Genomic DNA, 17,174 nt, shown 5'->3' on the forward strand with positions numbered 1-17,174 from the left:
TATGGACATTTTATTAGTAGATGGATATAACATCATAGGTGCATGGCCAGAGTTAAGGGAGTTAAAACAGAAAGAATTAAGTGCTGCAAGAGATCGATTAATCGAGCTTCTTGCAGACTATCAAGGTTATACAGGTGTAAAAGTCATCGTTGTATTTGATGCATATTATACACAAGGTACGGAACAAAAATATAAGAAATACAACATAAAAGTCATCTATACGAAAGAAAAAGAAACGGCAGATGAAAAAATTGAAAAACTGGCTAGTGAATTAAAAAATAGAAAAACAAAAATATATGTAGCTACATCAGATTATACGGAGCAACGGGTGATTTTTGGACAAGGTGCTTTTAGAAAATCAGCAAGAGAATTATATGATGAAATTCAAACAATTGAAAAGAAAATTAATTCCAATTTAAAAATTATACAAGAAAAACGGCCTGCTGCAAAAATTCAATTACCGAAGGAAGTTGCTGAACTTTTTGAAAAATGGCGCAGAGGCGAGTAGTCCATATTGACGCTACGAAAAATGCTACTGTATAATAGCTTTAACAACGTTGAGTTTGTCGGGGTGAGTTACTTGGAGAGCGAACTGAAGAATCGGGTAAAAAAATACTCAGAAATGGCAGATGAACAAATTGTTGAATTAGTCCATAAAGGTGAAAGTGGAGCCCTAGACTACTTAATTCATAAGTATAGACAATTTGTACGTGCAAAAGCGCGTTCTTATTTTTTAATTGGTGCTGATCGAGAAGATATTGTTCAAGAGGGAATGATCGGGTTATTTAAAGCGGTAAGAGATTTTAAAGATGACAAATTAACTTCTTTCAAAGCATTCGCAGAGTTATGTATTACTAGGCAAATAATTACTGCTATTAAAACTGCTACTCGTCAAAAACATATTCCACTTAATTCTTATGTCTCATTGGACAAGCCTGTGTATGATGAAGAATCCGATCGAACACTGATGGATATGATTTCTGGACCGAAACTACTAGATCCCGAAGAACTGATTATTAACCAAGAAGAGTTTGATAATATAGAAGTAAAAATGTATGAACTGTTAAGCGATTTAGAGCGGAAGGTACTCACCTTATACCTTGATGGTCAATCGTACCAAGAAATATCGGAAGAATTAAATCGCCATGTCAAGTCTATAGATAATGCGTTACAAAGAGTAAAAAGAAAGCTTGAAAGATATTTAGAATCGCGAGAAACAACAAAAAACTAACTATTTTTCAGCTAATCATACGCTTTGCCAAAAAAGAACAATTGACATAATAGCAAAATACATGTACCTTTGATGATAGATAAACAAAAATAGACAAAAAATGATTAATATTTAATAATAAGGTGTTGATACGATGTCCAAATCCATCGTTATGGCATGTTCACAATGTGGCAGTAGAAACTATAAAACAGCGCAAAAGAAGGAAGCAGCTGAAAGGTTGCAATTAAATAAATATTGTCCGAAGTGTCAAACACATACGACACATCGACAAGAGTAACCTTGTTAAGAATATTGATACCGTTTCCTTTCAAATATAGAAGTAATGTACTCATTTAATAAATAGTGCTAAGTCGTAACAAAATTTTTCAAACAGTTTGGAGGTTTACTATGCAAAGTATCGTAAAGTTTTTTCATAACGTTGGATTAGAGATGAGAAAAGTAAGTTGGCCGCGGCGAAAAGAGTTAACAAAATATACTATTACAGTTGTGTCCACAGTAGTCTTTTTTATCATTTTCTTTACTTTAGTTGATTTAGGTATCACTCAACTTATTGAATTAATTCCTTAAAAAGTGTATAACAGTAATATCATTTGCTATAATGATAATAAATTATACTAATTTTACAAACCCGTTTAACGGGTTTTTTAATTAGGTTATTTTTTTAATCTAAGCTAAGGAGGGAAGGACATTAGTCCCCTTTAATGGAAAAAAATTGGTATGTTGTCCATACGTATTCAGGATATGAAAATAAAGTAAAGACTAATTTAGAAAAAAGAGTAGAATCAATGGGAATGCAAGATAAAATTTTTCGTGTTATTGTGCCTGAAGAAGAGGAAACCGATATAAAAAATGGTAAGAAAAAAGTTTTGAAGAAGAAGGTATTTCCTGGGTATGTGCTTGTCGAACTAATTATGACAGACGATTCATGGTACGTAGTTAGAAATACACCAGGAGTTACTGGATTTGTAGGTTCTGCAGGATCTGGATCAAAGCCCACGCCACTATTGCCAGAAGAAGTTAGTAAAGTCCTCAAAAGAATGGGTATTGAAGAAAAACACATTGAAATTGATATCCAACTTGGCGAGGCTGTCAAGGTTAAAGAAGGTCCATTTGCAAACTTTACTGGTTCGGTAGAGGAATTTGATAAAGATAAGGCAAAAGTTAAGGTACTTGTTAATATGTTTGGCCGGGAAACACCGGTAGAACTTGATCTTGCTCAAATTGAAAAAATATAGATACAAAAAAACTTGAATTTTCAAGTGAAATTTGATAATATTTTTAGGTCAGTATGTCACCATTAAATGGGACTAGACATTGTGTATATTTTTCTTTAAGATATATGTTGAATCGAGTGGGAGGAGTTGTTCAACTCCATATTAACCACATCACGGACTTAAGGAGGTGTGTCTCGTGGCAAAAAAAGTTATTAAAGTCGTAAAACTACAAATTCCAGCAGGTAAAGCGAACCCTGCACCACCAGTAGGACCTGCATTAGGTCAAGCCGGTGTAAATATTATGGGATTCTGTAAAGAATTTAACGCACGCACAGCTGATCAAGCTGGGTTAATTATACCAGTAGAAATTACGGTTTTTGAAGACCGTTCCTTTACTTTTATTACGAAAACACCACCAGCTGCAGTATTACTTAAAAAAGCAGCCGGTATTGAATCTGGTTCTGGTGAACCAAATCGTAATAAAGTAGCAACAGTTAAGCGTGATAAAGTACGCGAGATTGCTGAGACTAAAATGCCAGACCTTAATGCTGCAAGTGTAGAGGCAGCAATGGCGATGGTTGAAGGAACAGCGCGCAGTATGGGTATCGTTATTGAAGATTAATTGTTGTATGTAGGGTGAAGGAGGTTGTGGTTGTAGCGGATCTAGTACAAATAGTACTTTCGCTCATCATATCACAACCTTTATTCGTGGGAGGTCCCAACCGTTAAAACCACAAATGAGGAGGATAATAATGGCTAAAAGAGGAAAAAAATATGTTGAAGCAACAAAACTAATCGACCGTTCAAAAGCTTATGATGCAAAAGAAGCAATTGAACTCGCCAAGAAAACTAGTTTTGTGAAATTTGACGCAACTGTGGAAGCTGCATTTCGTTTAGGCGTTGATCCTAAAAAAGCGGATCAAAACATTCGTGGAGCTGTCGTACTTCCAAATGGTACAGGTAAAGTTCAACGTGTTTTAGTATTTGCAAAAGGTGAAAAAGCAAAAGAAGCTGAAGCAGCTGGAGCAGATTATGTAGGTGATTCTGACTACATCAATAAAATCCAACAAGGTTGGTTCGATTTTGATGTAATTGTTGCAACACCTGACATGATGGGTGAAGTTGGTAAACTAGGTCGTGTATTAGGGCCTAAAGGTTTAATGCCAAACCCTAAGACTGGTACGGTAACATTTGATGTAGATCGTGCTGTTAAAGAAATTAAAGCAGGTAAAGTAGAATATCGTGTAGATAAAGCTGGAATTATCCATGTTCCAATCGGTAAAGTGTCTTTCGATACAGATAAACTTTTCGAAAACTTTGCTACTATTTATGATACACTATTAAAAGCAAAACCTGCAGCAGCTAAAGGAACTTACGTGAAAAATGTTGCTGTTAGCTCAACAATGGGTCCTGGTGTTAAAGTAGATCCAACTACTATTTAATAAAAATTACCATTTGACAAACTAGAGATCAATTTGATATGATTTAGTCTGTTAATTAAATAAAAAACATTTATACCGTAGACAGTAGGTGCGACGAAGCTTAATTTCCTACCGAGGTAATCGAGCATAGATAACTTTTAACATTAACTATGTACCTCCTTGTCTACTTTAACAAGGAGGTTTTATTATGGTTATGATCGGTATAGGTGTAAATATGCTTGGAAATAGGAGGTGCGAAAATGAGTAGCGCTATTGAACAAAAGAAACAAATGGTCGAAGAGATTGCTGAAAAATTCAAAGGCAGTGTCTCTACAGTTGTTGTGGACTACCGTGGATTAAACGTAGCTGAAGTGACAGAACTTCGGAAACAACTACGTGAAGCTGGAATTGAATTTAAAGTTTATAAAAACTCATTAACAAGAAGAGCAGTGGAAGCAGCTGAATTATCTGGAATCACAGATGTTTTAACTGGCCCAAATGCTATTGCATTCAGTTCTGAAGATGTAGTGGCACCAGCGAAAATTTTAAATGATTTTGCAAAAAAACATGAAGCTTTAGAAATTAAAGCAGGTGTAATTGAAGGTAACGTTGCCTCTGTTGAAGAAATTAAAGCATTAGCTGAGCTACCTTCCAGAGAAGGACTTCTTTCTATGTTGCTTAGTGTTCTTCAAGCTCCAATTCGTAACTTTGCTCTTGCAGCTAAAGCTGTTGCAGATCAAAAAGAAGAACAAAGTGCTTAATCACACTTATTAGACGAACAGGATAATTACAGGGAAACGTCATTTTATATAATGAATAATTCAACTGTCTTCGCGACAAAACTTTACAAATAATTAGGAGGAAAAAATAATGACTAAAGAACAAATCATTGAAGCTGTTAAAAATATGACAGTTTTAGAATTAAATGAATTAGTTAAAGCAATTGAAGAAGAATTTGGTGTAACTGCTGCTGCACCAGTAGCTGTTGTTGGTGGAGCTGCTGCAGAAGCTGCAGAAGAACAAACAGAATTTGATGTTGTTCTAACAAATGCTGGAGCACAAAAAATCAAAGTTATTAAAGTTGTTCGTGAAATTACAGGTCTTGGTCTTAAAGAAGCAAAAGAACTTGTTGACAACACTCCAAAACCAGTTAAAGAAGGAGCTTCTAAAGAAGAAGCAGAAGAAATTAAAGCTAAACTTGAAGAAGTTGGCGCTGGTGTAGAAGTTAAATAATAAATTATCATTATTTAACTATCTTAAATTAAAAGCTCGCTTATATAGCGGGCTTTTTTTAAAAAGTGGTTGGAAACCGATTGGAAGTTTTCTGCTTTACGATCAACTGAATTAGAAATACTATCAAAATTACATAAGATAAGATAATATTCTATAATTATTATTGCACCATTAGTTACCGTTGAATTGTTTGAATGATTTTTTTCGGAGGTGTAATATTTGACGGAACATTACTACTCACAAAAAGTAACCACAGCAAGTAATCCCCAAACTTGGAACTATAGTTTAAGAGGTATGACTTTTAAATTCACAACAGACCATGGTGTTTTTTCCAAAAACGAAGTGGACTTCGGCTCTAGGTTTTTAATCGAAACATTTTCCGAACCAGAAATAGCAGGACCCTTTTTAGATGTAGGATGTGGCTACGGTCCAATAGGGTTATCGATAGCAAAATCATTTCCAAATCGATTTATACATATGGTAGACGTTAATGAACGGGCTATTTTTTTGGCAGAAAAGAATGCTACTAATAATAGGATAACAAACGTTACTATTTACGAAAGCAACTCGTTTGCAAATGTGACCGAAACAAACTTCGCGGCAATATTGACAAACCCGCCAATTAGAGCTGGGAAGAAAGTCGTTTTTGATATATTGGAAAAAAGTTTTTCCCATTTATTAGAAGGAGGCGAATTATGGGTTGTTATTCAAAAAAAGCAAGGTGCTCCTTCAACAAAAGTGAAGTTAGAAGAACTTTTCACTGTAGTAGAAACAGTTGATAAAAATAAAGGATATTATATATTTAGGTCAAAAAAATAGTTTGACTTAAATATTTGGTTGTGTTAATATAGTTTAATGCCAACATGTATTGAACTATTCACTGTATTTTTTGTTAATTATGTATTATCTTTCTAAGTTTTGGGGATAATACTATAAATAATGGAAGAATTATGTATAAGTAAGGTTTTCTAAGGAAATCCTTTTTATTTTTTGTCCTAGTCAAATAGACTGGGCAAAAAGATATATTGCAATTGCGTTTCTAAAAATGTTTGATTTGAGGGGTGAATCAGTTGACAGGTCAACTAGTTCAGTATGGACGACACCGCCAACGAAGAAGTTTCTCGAGAATTAGCGAAGTATTAGAGTTACCAAACCTCATCGAAATTCAAACTTCTTCATATCAATGGTTTCTAGATGAGGGATTAAGGGAAATGTTTCAGGACATTTCTCCGATTGAAGATTTTACAGGAAATTTAGCTCTGGAATTTGTAGACTACAGTTTAGGAGAACCTAAATATTCTGTAGAAGAGTCAAAAGAACGTGATGTTACATACGCTGCTCCATTGCGAGTAAAGGTTCGACTTCTAAATAAAGAAACTGGAGAAGTGAAGGACCAAGAAGTATTTATGGGAGATTTCCCACTTATGACAGACACTGGTACCTTTGTTATTAACGGTGCTGAACGTGTCATCGTCTCTCAATTAGTTCGTTCACCAAGTGTGTATTTTAACGAAAAAGTCGACAAAAATGGAAAAAAAGGCTTTACAGCTACAGTAATTCCAAACCGCGGTGCGTGGTTAGAGTACGAAACAGACGCGAAAGACGTAGTGTATGTGCGAATTGACCGTACTAGAAAGTTACCAATAACTGTTCTATTAAGAGCACTTGGTTTTGGTACAGAGCAAGAAATTGTCGATTTAATCGGTGAAAACGAATATTTGCGTAACACATTAGATAAGGATAACACCGATAGTCCAGAAAAAGCACTTCTTGAAATATATGAAAGATTGAGACCAGGTGAACCGCCTACTGTTGAAAATGCAAAAAGCCTACTAATTTCAAGGTTTTTTGATCCGAAAAGATATGATCTAGCGAATGTTGGACGCTATAAAATCAATAAAAAACTTCATATACAAAACCGCCTATTTGGTCAAACATTGGCGGAAACGCTAGTTGAACCCGAAACTGGTGAAATCTTAGCAGAAAAAGGAACAGTACTTGATCGGAGAACCCTTGATAAATTATTACCTTATTTAGAAAAGGGTATTGGTGTAAAAAGTTATCACCCGAATCAAGGTGTGTTAGAAAATGAAATTGAGATTCAAAGTATAAAAGTGTTTTCTCCAACGGACAATGGGGAGAAAGTACTTAACATTATTAGTAATGCAAATATTAGCGATAAAGTTAAACATATAACACCAGCGGATATCGTCGCTTCCATTAGTTACTTTTTCAACCTTTTACATCAAGTAGGAAGAACAGATGATATCGACCATTTAGGAAATCGCCGTCTGCGTTCTGTTGGTGAGTTATTACAAAATCAATTCCGTATTGGTTTGTCTCGGATGGAACGTGTTGTTCGTGAGAGAATGTCTATTCAAGATACTAATACCATTACTCCGCAACAATTGATAAATATTCGTCCGGTAATTGCATCGATTAAAGAATTCTTTGGAAGTTCTCAGTTATCACAGTTCATGGATCAAACGAATCCGTTAGCTGAATTAACACATAAACGTCGGTTATCCGCGTTAGGCCCTGGTGGACTGACTAGGGAACGGGCTGGTTTTGAAGTCCGAGATGTCCACTATTCTCACTATGGCCGTATGTGTCCTATTGAAACACCTGAGGGACCGAATATCGGGCTAATTAACTCTTTGTCTACTTTTGCGAAAGTAAATCCATTCGGTTTTATTGAAACACCTTATCGTAAAGTGGATCCTGAAACCGGGCGTGTTACAGGTCAAGTGGACTATATGACAGCTGACGAAGAGGACAACTATGTAGTAGCACAAGCAAACGTTAGATTAGATGAAGAAGGCAATTTCCTAGACGAAGAAGTTTTTGCACGGTTCCGTGGTGAAAACTTAGTTGTCTCAGTAGACCGTGTCGATTATATGGATGTATCACCAAAACAAGTAGTTTCTGCAGCTACAGCATGTATTCCATTCCTTGAAAACGACGACTCTAACCGTGCGTTAATGGGTGCAAACATGCAACGACAAGCAGTACCGCTATTAGTACCAGAAGCACCTTTAGTTGGTACTGGTATGGAGCATGTAACAGCAAAAGACTCCGGTGCGGCAGTAATCTGTAAACATGATGGTGTAGTAGTTCACGTGGAAGCGAAAGAAGTTAGAGTTCGTAACATATCCATAATAGATGGAAAAGAAGTAGAAGGTGATATTCAGCGTTACCGAATATCTAAATTTACTAGATCTAATAATGGTATGTCTTTTAACCAACGTCCAATCGTTAAAGTTGGTGACCGTGTTACTAAAGGTGAGATATTAGCAGACGGACCTTCCATGGAAAAAGGTGAACTTGCATTAGGTCGAAATGTGCTTGTTGCTTTTATGACCTGGGAAGGATATAACTACGAAGATGCCATTATTATGAGCGAACGATTAGTGAAAGACGATGTATATACTTCGGTTCATATAGAGGAATATGAATCAGAGTCTCGTGATACGAAGTTAGGACCAGAAGAAATAACTCGTGATATTCCTAACGTTGGTGAAGAAGCACTCCGTAATCTAGATGATCGCGGAATTGTTCGGATTGGTGCAGAAGTAAAGGATGGCGACTTGTTAGTTGGTAAAGTCACTCCTAAAGGTGTAACTGAATTAACTGCTGAAGAGCGGCTACTCCATGCCATTTTCGGTGAAAAAGCGAGAGAAGTTCGTGATACATCGTTACGTGTTCCGCATGGTGGTGGAGGTATCGTATTAGATGTAAAAGTGTTTAATCGTGAAGATGGAGATGAACTCCCACCAGGAGTCAATCAGCTCGTTCGTGTATATATTGTACAAAAACGAAAAATTTCCGCAGGGGATAAAATGGCTGGAAGACACGGAAATAAAGGTGTTATTTCCAGAATCCTCCCAGAAGAAGATATGCCATATTTACCTGATGGAACTCCAGTCGATATTATGTTAAACCCGTTAGGTGTTCCTTCACGGATGAATATTGGGCAAGTACTAGAACTCCATTTAGGTATGGCTGCACGAAAATTAGGCATTCATATGGCTACACCTGTATTTGACGGCGCAACAGAAGAAGACGTCTGGGAAACGATTGAAGAAGCTGGTATGGCTAGAGATGCAAAAACGATATTATATGATGGGCGCACAGGAGAACCGTTTGACAACCGCGTTTCTGTTGGTGTCATGTATATGATAAAACTAGCACACATGGTTGATGACAAACTTCATGCGCGTTCCACTGGACCATACTCACTAGTAACCCAGCAACCGCTTGGTGGTAAAGCTCAATTTGGTGGGCAGCGTTTCGGTGAAATGGAAGTATGGGCTCTAGAAGCATACGGAGCCGCTTATACGTTACAGGAAATCTTAACCGTTAAGTCTGATGATGTTGTTGGACGGGTCAAAACATATGAAGCAATTGTTAAAGGTGAAAACGTACCTGAACCTGGTGTACCAGAATCATTTAAGGTTCTACTTAAAGAGTTACAAAGCTTAGGAATGGATGTAAAAATTCTCTCTGGAAATCATCAAGAAATTGATATGAAAGAACTAGAAGATGACGATGATTTTCAGCAGTCTGACGCACTTTCTTTAAAACCAGAAGATGAGGATACAAAAACCGAGACAGTAGGCGCATTAGAGTAATTGAATAAATAAAATAAGGCAGTCCCAAAGAAGGGTGCAATGGATTTAATCCGGAAAAGAGACGGTTAACGAAAAGAAAATCTAACCTTTCGGGACTTCCTTACGTTTGAAACCCGTAAAGCAAATTGGGTAATACCTAGATGAATGGGAGGTCGGCCCCTTGCTAGATGTAAATAACTTTGAATATATGAAAATTGGACTCGCATCACCAGATAAAATTAGATCTTGGTCTTATGGCGAAGTTAAAAAACCAGAAACAATCAACTATCGTACATTAAAGCCTGAAAAAGATGGGTTGTTTTGTGAAAGAATATTTGGCCCAACAAAAGATTGGGAATGTCATTGCGGCAAATACAAACGCGTTCGCTATAAGGGTGTAGTTTGTGACCGCTGTGGGGTTGAAGTAACACGCTCTAAAGTTAGACGTGAGCGCATGGGTCATATCGAACTAGCAGCACCAGTGTCCCATATTTGGTATTTTAAAGGAATTCCGAGTAGAATGGGTTTAGTTTTAGATATGTCCCCACGAGCATTAGAAGAAGTAATCTACTTTGCTTCTTATGTTGTGACAGAGCCTGGAAATACATCTTTGGAGAAAAAACAATTGCTATCTGAAAAAGAGTACCGTGCATATCGTGAAAAATACGGGAATAAATTCCAAGCAGGCATGGGCGCGGAAGCAATTAAAAAACTCCTTCAAGATATCGACTTAGAAAAAGAAAGTTCCATTTTAAGAGAAGAACTAAAAACTGCTCAAGGACAAAGAAGAACGAGAGCGATTAAACGTTTAGAAGTTATTGAGGCGTTCCGTAATTCAGGGAATGATCCATCATGGATGATTCTAGATGTGCTTCCGGTAATACCACCAGAATTACGTCCGATGGTACAGTTAGATGGTGGTCGTTTTGCAACTTCTGACTTAAACGATCTATACCGCCGTGTCATTAACCGTAATAACCGGTTAAAACGTCTATTAGACCTTGGTGCTCCTAGTATTATTGTGCAAAATGAAAAACGGATGTTACAAGAAGCTGTGGATGCGCTAATTGACAATGGTCGTCGCGGACGTCCTGTAACTGGTCCGGGAAATCGCCCGTTGAAATCACTTTCCCATATGTTAAAAGGAAAACAAGGAAGATTCCGTCAAAACTTACTCGGTAAACGTGTAGACTATTCTGGGCGTTCTGTTATCGTAGTAGGTCCAAATTTAAAAATGTATCAATGTGGACTTCCGAAAGAAATGGCAATTGAGTTATTCAAACCATTCGTAATGAAAGAACTAGTAGCAAAAGGCTTGGCGCATAATATTAAGTCTGCAAAAAGAAAAATTGAAAGATTACATCCAGAAATATGGGATGTCCTTGAAGAAGTGATTAAAGAGCATCCTGTGTTATTAAACCGTGCACCTACATTACACAGACTTGGAATTCAGGCATTCGAACCTACACTAGTAGAAGGAAGAGCAATTCGTTTGCACCCGCTCGTTTGTACAGCATATAATGCTGACTTTGACGGAGACCAAATGGCAGTCCACGTACCCCTTTCGGCCGAAGCACAAGCAGAAGCACGTATGTTAATGCTAGCTGCACAGAACATTCTAAACCCGAAAGATGGAAAACCAGTTGTTACACCTTCACAGGATATGGTGCTTGGAAACTATTATCTAACATTGGAAAGAGAAGGTGCAATTGGAGAAGGGCTAATCTTCAAAGATCGTAACGAGGCGTTGGTTGCCTATCAAAATGGTATAGTACATTTGCATACAAGAGTTGCAGTCTATGCAGGCTCTCTAAATAATCCAACATTCACAGAAGAGCAAAATAAAATGCTCTTGCTAACTACGGTAGGTAAGTTAATATTTAATGAAATCTTACCAAAGGCATTTCCATATATTAACGAACCGACAAAAAGTAATTTAGAAGAAAAAACACCAGAAAAATATTTTGTAAAACCGACGGATAATGTAAAAGAAATTATTGCATCCCGTCCGCTTATATCCCCATTCAAAAAGGGCATTTTAGGAAATATTATTTCAGAAGTGTTTAAACGATACAAAATAACCGAAACATCCAAAATGTTAGACCGAATGAAAGATTTAGGCTTTAAGTATTCTACGAAAGCTGGAATTACAATTGGAATTGCAGACATTATCGTGTTGCCACAAAAAAATGAAATATTAGATGATGCGCAACGAAAAGTAGATAACGTTCAAAAACAATTCCGAAGAGGTCTAATTACCGAAGATGAAAGATATGAACGTGTTATTTCCATCTGGAGTGCAGCAAAAGATGAAATTCAAGGCAAATTAATGGAAACATTAGAACCTACAAACCCAATTTTCATGATGAGTGATTCTGGAGCTCGTGGTAATGCTTCCAACTTTACCCAACTTGCTGGGATGCGTGGCTTAATGGCTAACCCAGCTGGCCGAATTATTGAGTTGCCGATTAAATCTAGTTTCCGTGAAGGGTTAACCGTGTTAGAATACTTTATTTCTACGCATGGTGCTCGTAAAGGACTTGCTGATACAGCTCTTAAGACAGCTGACTCTGGTTATTTAACTAGACGTCTAGTAGATGTCGCGCAAGATGTGATTGTTCGGGAGGAAGATTGCGGAACAGATCGCGGTCTGCTCGTTGAAGCACTAACAGATGATGCCGAAGTTATCGAATCACTAGATGAACGGTTAATTGGAAGATATGCAAGAAAAACGATTAAACATCCTGAAACAGGTGAAGTGCTAGTTAAAGAAAATGATTTAATTACAGAAGATATCGCTAACCAAATCATGAAAGCGGGTATCGAAAAAGTTTGGATTCGCTCTGCCTTTACGTGTAATACAAGACACGGTGTATGTAAAAAATGTTACGGTCGCAATCTAGCAACAGGCCAGGAAGTAGAAGTTGGAGAAGCTGTGGGTATTATCGCTGCTCAATCTATTGGTGAGCCTGGTACACAGTTAACGATGCGTACTTTCCATACAGGTGGAGTAGCAGGAGACGATATTACACAAGGTCTTCCAAGGGTTCAAGAATTATTCGAAGCACGTAATCCAAAAGGTCAAGCGGTAATCTCAGAAATTGACGGTGAAGTGGTAGCAATCAACGTTGGTAAAGACCGTCAACAAGAAATTGTTGTACAGGGTGCCGTTGAAAACAATACGTACTCCGCCCCATATACAGCAAGATTGAAAGTTACGGTTGGTGATAAAGTAACACGGGGACAAGAACTTACAGAAGGTTCAATAGACCCGAAAGAACTACTAAAAGTAAAAGATGTTCTTTCTGTCCAAGAGTACTTACTGCGTGAAGTTCAACGAGTATATCGAATGCAAGGTGTAGAAATTGGTGATAAACATATTGAGGTAATGGTTCGTCAAATGTTACGGAAAGTAAGAGTAATTGATTCTGGAGATACTGATGTTTTACCAGGAACATTACTAGATATCCATCAATTTACAGAGGCTAATGAAAAAGTCTTATTGGAAGGTGGAACACCAGCTACTGGTCGCCCGGTACTACTCGGAATCACGAAAGCTTCACTTGAAACAGATTCCTTCTTATCTGCAGCATCGTTCCAAGAAACTACAAGAGTATTAACTGATGCAGCAATAAAAGGTAAACAAGATGAATTATTAGGCTTGAAAGAAAATGTCATTATCGGGAAACTAATTCCTGCAGGTACAGGTATGCAAATGTACCGTAGAGCAAACTTAAAATTTAAAGACCAAGAAGAAACAGTTACTGTAGACTAAAAAAACAGTTAGCGGCTGGATTGTTCTCTTTTCCAGCCGCTGAAAAAAATTTTAATTTATTATTGACATTAAAATCGCAAAATGCTACTATATTTTAGGTGCTTCTAACACCTGTTGCTTTGGAGGATGATTAAAATGTCTTATGAAAAAGTGAAACAGGCCAAGGAGATTATCATAGGAACAAAACAAACAATTAAAGCCCTGAAGAATGGCACGATATCAGAACTTCTTCTTGCTAACGACACTGATCAACACATTATTGATAAAATAGTAGAGGTAGCATCTGAGTGTAATGTGCCAATTACTCGTGTAGACTCAATGAAAAAATTAGGAGCTGCATGTGGGATAGATGTAGGAGCTGCGGTAGTCGCAGTCGTCCGCTGACATGTTTTTGTAGTAGACTCTACAAAAATTTGTTTTTGCTTAAAAATGAGCCACCTGGATATGTGGGCTTACACAAAACTGGAAGGGAGGAACAAACATGCCTACAATTAATCAATTAGTTCGCAAACCACGTAAAGCGATTATTGAAAAATCAAAATCACCAGCATTGAATAAAGGTTATAACAGCTTTAAAAAAGCACAAACAAATCTTTCTTCACCGCAAAAACGTGGAGTATGTACTCGTGTTGGTACAATGACACCTAAAAAACCAAACTCTGCGTTACGTAAATATGCTCGTGTACGTTTAACTAACGGAATCGAAGTTACAGCTTACATCCCTGGAATTGGGCACAATCTACAAGAACACAGTGTTGTGTTAATTCGTGGGGGTCGTGTTAAAGACTTACCGGGTGTACGTTATCATATCGTACGCGGTGCTTTAGATACAGCTGGTGTTGATAACCGAAAACAAGGCCGTTCAAAATACGGTACTAAAAAACCAAAAGAGAAAAAGTAACGATCTATAACGCATAGGAAAATCAACACCGAAAGGAGGAACAAACATGCCACGTAAAGGCCCAGTTGCAAAAAGAGATGTTTTACCAGATCCAATTTATAATTCAAAACTAGTGACAAAGTTAATTAATAAAATTATGGTTGATGGTCAAAAAGGTAAAGCACAAACAATTCTATATAAATCGTTTGATATTATTAGTGAACGTACAGGTAAAGATCCAATGGAAGTGTTTGAACAAGCACTTAAAAACATCATGCCTGTTTTAGAAGTTCGTGCTCGCCGTGTTGGTGGTGCTAACTACCAAGTACCTGTCGAAGTTCGCTCAGATCGCAGAACGACATTAGGACTTCGTTGGCTAGTTAACTATTCCCGTCTTCGTGGAGAAAGAACGATGGAAGAAAGATTAGCGAATGAAATTTTAGATGCTGCAAATAATACAGGAGCAGCAGTTAAAAAACGCGAAGATACACATAAAATGGCAGAAGCAAACAAAGCATTCGCTCACTACCGTTGGTAATCCACCCTGTTTTGTTATTTAATATATTATTAAACAATAAAAAAATGACTATTTTATAGAGGAAGGAGAAAAAAGGATGCCAAGAGAGTTCTCCTTAGAAAAGACAAGAAACATCGGAATCATGGCACACATCGATGCTGGTAAAACTACTACCACAGAGCGTATTTTGTTCTACACTGGCCGTATTCATAAAATTGGAGAAACACATGAAGGTGCTTCTCAAATGGACTGGATGGAACAAGAACAAGAACGCGGTATTACAATTACATCAGCTGCTACAACTGCACAATGGAAAGGGCATCGCGTTAACATCATCGACACTCCAGGACACGTAGACTTCACAGTAGAGGTTGAACGTTCTTTACGAGTGCTTGATGGTGCGGTAACAGTATTAGATGCACAATCCGGTGTAGAACCTCAAACAGAAACAGTATGGCGTCAAGCAACAACATATGGCGTCCCACGTATTGTTTTTGTAAATAAAATGGATAAAATCGGTGCTGATTTCTTGTACTCTGTTAAGACTTTACATGAGAGATTGCAAGCAAATGCACATCCTATCCAAATGCCGATTGGTGCTGAAGATCAATTCAACGGCATCATCGACTTAGTAGAAATGAAGGCTCATTTCTATAAAGATGACTTAGGTACTGTTGATGAAGCAACAGATATTCCTGAAGAATACAAAGAACAAGCAGAAGAATTACGTAATAGATTAGTGGAAGCTGTCGCTGAACTAGACGAGGAATTAATGATGAAATACCTCGAAGGTGAAGAGATTACAGTTGATGAGCTTAAAGCTGCTATTCGTAAAGCAACTGTAAATGTTGAGTTTTACCCTGTATTATGCGGTTCTGCCTTTAAAAATAAAGGGGTACAATTAATGTTAGATGCAGCTATTGATTATTTACCTGCTCCAACAGATATCCCTGACATTAAAGGTATTGACCCAGATACGGAAGAAGAGGTAACTCGACCATCAAGCGATGATGCACCATTTTCTGCATTAGCGTTTAAAGTAATGACAGACCCATATGTTGGTAAATTAACGTTCTTCCGTGTTTACTCTGGTGTTTTAAACTCAGGTTCTTATGTAGTTAACTCCACAAAAGGTAAACGGGAAAGAATTGGTCGTATTCTTCAAATGCACGCAAATCACCGTCAAGAAATATCTACCGTATATTCAGGTGATATCGCAGCTGCAGTTGGTTTGAAAGATACAACAACTGGAGATACTTTATGTGATGAAAAAGCAAAAGTTATTTTAGAATCAATGGAGTTTCCAGAACCAGTTATTTCTGTAGCAATTGAACCAAAATCAAAAGCAGACCAAGACAAAATGTCCACTGCTTTACAAAAATTACAAGAAGAAGACCCAACATTCCGTGCTTCTACTAACCAAGAAACAGGTCAAACAATCATCGAAGGTATGGGTGAACTTCACCTAGATATTATCGTTGATCGTATGAAACGTGAATTTAAAGTAGAGGCAAACGTTGGTGCGCCACAGGTTGCTTACCGCGAAACATTCCGTTCAACTGCACAAGTGGAAGGTAAGTTCGTACGTCAATCTGGTGGTCGTGGACAATTCGGTCATGTTTGGATCGAATTCTCGCCAAACGAAGAAGGAAAAGGTTTCGAATTTGAAAATGCTATCGTCGGTGGTGTCGTTCCTCGTGAATACATTGCACCTGTTCAAGCTGGTCTAGAAGATTCAATGAAAAATGGTGTTTTAGCAGGTTACCCACTTGTAGACGTTAAAGCAAAACTATTCGACGGTTCTTACCACGATGTTGACTCAAGTGAAATGGCGTTTAAAATTGCTGCATCTTTAGCATTAAAAAATGCAGCGAAAAAATGTAACCCAGTTCTTCTTGAACCAATCATGAAAGTAGAAGTCGTAATCCCAGAAGAATACTTAGGTGACATTATGGGTGATATTACTTCTCGTCGTGGTCGCGTGGAAGGAATGGAAGCTCGTGGAAATGCACAAGTTGTTAGAGCAATGGTTCCACTATCTGAAATGTTTGGTTATGCAACTTCATTGCGTTCTAATACACAAGGTCGTGGAACGTTCACGATGGTATTCGATCATTATGAAGAGGTTCCAAAATCAATTTCAGATGAAATTATCAAAAAAAATAGTGGTGAATAATTGATTTTACTACTTATATGAAGTATAACTACTATTGTAGGATATATAGGTCGCTATAACTCTATAGCGACCATAACCAAAATACTTAACAATTTTAAATATTGAAGGAGGATTATT

The 17,174-nt window shown here is 37.4% G+C and carries 16 protein-coding genes and 1 other annotated feature; all 16 genes read left to right on the forward strand.

The genetic code is table 11. From position 1 onward, the window contains the following. Nucleotide 1 precedes the first annotated feature (1 nt). A complete protein-coding gene (locus tag BN1242_RS00080; protein WP_062349776.1) occupies nt 2-508 on the forward strand; it encodes an NYN domain-containing protein in 507 nt (168 codons plus the stop codon). 72 nt (nt 509-580) lie between these two features. Beyond that, entirely contained in the window at nt 581-1,231 is a 651-nt protein-coding gene (sigH, locus tag BN1242_RS00085) for an RNA polymerase sporulation sigma factor SigH (protein ID WP_087941711.1), read from the forward strand. A 133-nt stretch (nt 1,232-1,364) separates the two neighbouring features. Next, nucleotides 1,365-1,508: a 50S ribosomal protein L33 gene (rpmG, locus tag BN1242_RS00090; protein ID WP_062349778.1), complete on the forward strand. Its 144-nt coding sequence runs from the start codon at nt 1,365-1,367 to the stop codon at nt 1,506-1,508. 110 nt (nt 1,509-1,618) lie between these two features. Next, entirely contained in the window at nt 1,619-1,798 is a 180-nt protein-coding gene (gene secE / locus BN1242_RS00095; protein ID WP_062349780.1) for a preprotein translocase subunit SecE, read from the forward strand. Nucleotides 1,799-1,932: 134 nt separating this feature from the next. Further along, nucleotides 1,933-2,466 carry a transcription termination/antitermination protein NusG gene (gene nusG / locus BN1242_RS00100; protein ID WP_062349782.1) on the forward strand — a complete coding sequence of 178 codons (534 nt, stop codon included), beginning with the start codon at nt 1,933-1,935 and terminating at the stop codon, nt 2,464-2,466. A gap of 175 nt (nt 2,467-2,641) precedes the next feature. Next, nucleotides 2,642-3,067, forward strand: coding sequence for a 50S ribosomal protein L11 (gene rplK, locus BN1242_RS00105; RefSeq protein ID WP_062349784.1), 426 nt, complete (start codon nt 2,642-2,644; stop codon nt 3,065-3,067). Between the two features lie 130 nt (nt 3,068-3,197). After that, a complete protein-coding gene (gene rplA / locus BN1242_RS00110) occupies nt 3,198-3,887 on the forward strand; it encodes a 50S ribosomal protein L1 (protein WP_062349786.1) in 690 nt (229 codons plus the stop codon). A gap of 57 nt (nt 3,888-3,944) precedes the next feature. Further along, nucleotides 3,945-4,082: a sequence feature (ribosomal protein L10 leader region), on the forward strand. A 44-nt stretch (nt 4,083-4,126) separates the two neighbouring features. Next, the gene (gene rplJ, locus BN1242_RS00115; protein ID WP_062349788.1) at nt 4,127-4,627 is read left to right on the forward strand and encodes a 50S ribosomal protein L10; all 501 of its coding nucleotides are present in this window, start codon (nt 4,127-4,129) and stop codon (nt 4,625-4,627) included. Nucleotides 4,628-4,736: 109 nt separating this feature from the next. Next, nucleotides 4,737-5,099, forward strand: a complete 363-nt coding sequence (gene rplL, locus BN1242_RS00120) for a 50S ribosomal protein L7/L12 (RefSeq protein WP_062349789.1) — start codon at nt 4,737-4,739, stop codon at nt 5,097-5,099. 219 nt (nt 5,100-5,318) lie between these two features. After that, the gene (locus tag BN1242_RS00125) at nt 5,319-5,918 is read left to right on the forward strand and encodes a class I SAM-dependent methyltransferase (protein WP_062349791.1); all 600 of its coding nucleotides are present in this window, start codon (nt 5,319-5,321) and stop codon (nt 5,916-5,918) included. Between the two features lie 251 nt (nt 5,919-6,169). Further along, the gene (gene rpoB / locus BN1242_RS00130; protein ID WP_062349793.1) at nt 6,170-9,730 is read left to right on the forward strand and encodes a DNA-directed RNA polymerase subunit beta; all 3,561 of its coding nucleotides are present in this window, start codon (nt 6,170-6,172) and stop codon (nt 9,728-9,730) included. A gap of 160 nt (nt 9,731-9,890) precedes the next feature. Continuing rightward, entirely contained in the window at nt 9,891-13,484 is a 3,594-nt protein-coding gene (gene rpoC, locus BN1242_RS00135) for a DNA-directed RNA polymerase subunit beta' (protein ID WP_062349795.1), read from the forward strand. A gap of 135 nt (nt 13,485-13,619) precedes the next feature. Then, a complete protein-coding gene (locus BN1242_RS00140) occupies nt 13,620-13,868 on the forward strand; it encodes a 50S ribosomal protein L7ae-like protein (protein WP_062349796.1) in 249 nt (82 codons plus the stop codon). Between the two features lie 97 nt (nt 13,869-13,965). Next, the gene (gene rpsL, locus BN1242_RS00145; RefSeq protein WP_062349798.1) at nt 13,966-14,385 is read left to right on the forward strand and encodes a 30S ribosomal protein S12; all 420 of its coding nucleotides are present in this window, start codon (nt 13,966-13,968) and stop codon (nt 14,383-14,385) included. A 46-nt stretch (nt 14,386-14,431) separates the two neighbouring features. Further along, entirely contained in the window at nt 14,432-14,902 is a 471-nt protein-coding gene (gene rpsG / locus BN1242_RS00150) for a 30S ribosomal protein S7 (protein ID WP_062349800.1), read from the forward strand. Between the two features lie 76 nt (nt 14,903-14,978). Continuing rightward, nucleotides 14,979-17,057: an elongation factor G gene (gene fusA / locus BN1242_RS00155; protein WP_062349805.1), complete on the forward strand. Its 2,079-nt coding sequence runs from the start codon at nt 14,979-14,981 to the stop codon at nt 17,055-17,057. The last annotated feature ends 117 nt before the right edge of the window (nt 17,058-17,174 follow it).

Origin of the sequence: Bacillus kwashiorkori, from assembly GCF_001375515.1 — a bacterium.
GTDB lineage: Bacteria > Bacillota > Bacilli > Bacillales > Caldibacillaceae > Bacillus_BK > Bacillus_BK kwashiorkori.